The 1,063-nt window shown below is 75.2% G+C and carries 1 protein-coding gene; it reads right to left on the reverse strand.

Annotation, left to right across the window (positions count from 1 at the left end; translation table 11 throughout):
- Positions 1 to 1,063, reverse strand: a 1,063-nt coding sequence (locus ABZ641_RS39140; protein WP_359989497.1) for an MFS transporter, incomplete at both ends; no start/stop codon positions are given.

Raw genomic sequence — 1,063 nt, forward strand, 5'->3', positions numbered from 1 at the left:
CGATGGTAGCCGCCCCGACCACCGCCCAGACCGCGCAGCCGATCAGCGCGGCGGCCGTGTAGGCGTCGCCCGTGGGCAGGGTGTGCCCGGCGGGTGTGTGGGCCTGGAGCACCGCGCCGCTGAGGGCGCTGCCGGTGGAGTAGCCGACGTAGCGGAGCACCTGGTTGAAGCTGATGGCGCTGCCGGTCTCGTGGGCGGGGACGGCGCCGACGATCAGTCCGGGCATGACGGCGAAGGTCAGGCCGACGCCCAGCCCGGCGAGGCCCATGACGGCGAACAGCTCCCACAGCCGGTCGCGCCCGGACAGGAAGGCCAGGGTGGCGAGCAGGGAGACCGCGCAGCCGATCGGCAGGATCGCCGCGGTGCCGGTGCGCCGGGCGAGGCGGGGTGCGATCCGGCTGGTCAGGATGCTGGCCGCGGAGAACGGCAGCAGTGCGAGTCCGGCGACGGTGACGGAGGCGCCGAAGCCGTACCCCGCGGAGGTGGGTGTCTGGACGAACCGGGTCACCAGGGACATCAGCAGGTACATCCCGATGCCGGCGACCAGGCCGGCCACGTCGGCGGTGAGCACCACCGGGTTGCGCAGCGAGCGGAGGTCGACGAGCGGGTGCGGGGTGCGCAGTTCGTGCCGGACCCACCACAGGAGCAGGAGGACGGAGGCGGCCGCGAGGGCGAGCAGGGCCGGGGAGGTCCAGCCGAGGACTTCGCCCTCGCTGAGGGCGAGGAGCAGTCCGCCGAGGCCGGTGCCGAGCAGGCAGGCGCCGAGCACGTCGAGTGGCCGGGCGGGGCGGTGGGTGGTCGGCGGCAGGACGAGGATGCCGGCGGTGAGGGCGGCGGCGCTGATGGCGGCGCCGAACCAGAAGGCGGCGTGGACGCCGAGGGACTGGGCGATCAGTCCGGTGAGGGGGTAGCCGAGGCCGACGCCGGCGACCGTGGTGAGGGAGAGGACGGCGAGGGCGGAGCGGGAGCGTTCGCCGGGCACGCTGTCGCGGGCGGTCGCGATGGCCAACGGGGTGAGGCCCAGTCCGACGCCCTGCAGGGCGCGGCCGGCCATCAGTGCGGG

Source organism: Kitasatospora sp. NPDC007106 (assembly GCF_040634455.1).
Classification (GTDB): domain Bacteria; phylum Actinomycetota; class Actinomycetes; order Streptomycetales; family Streptomycetaceae; genus Kitasatospora; species Kitasatospora arboriphila.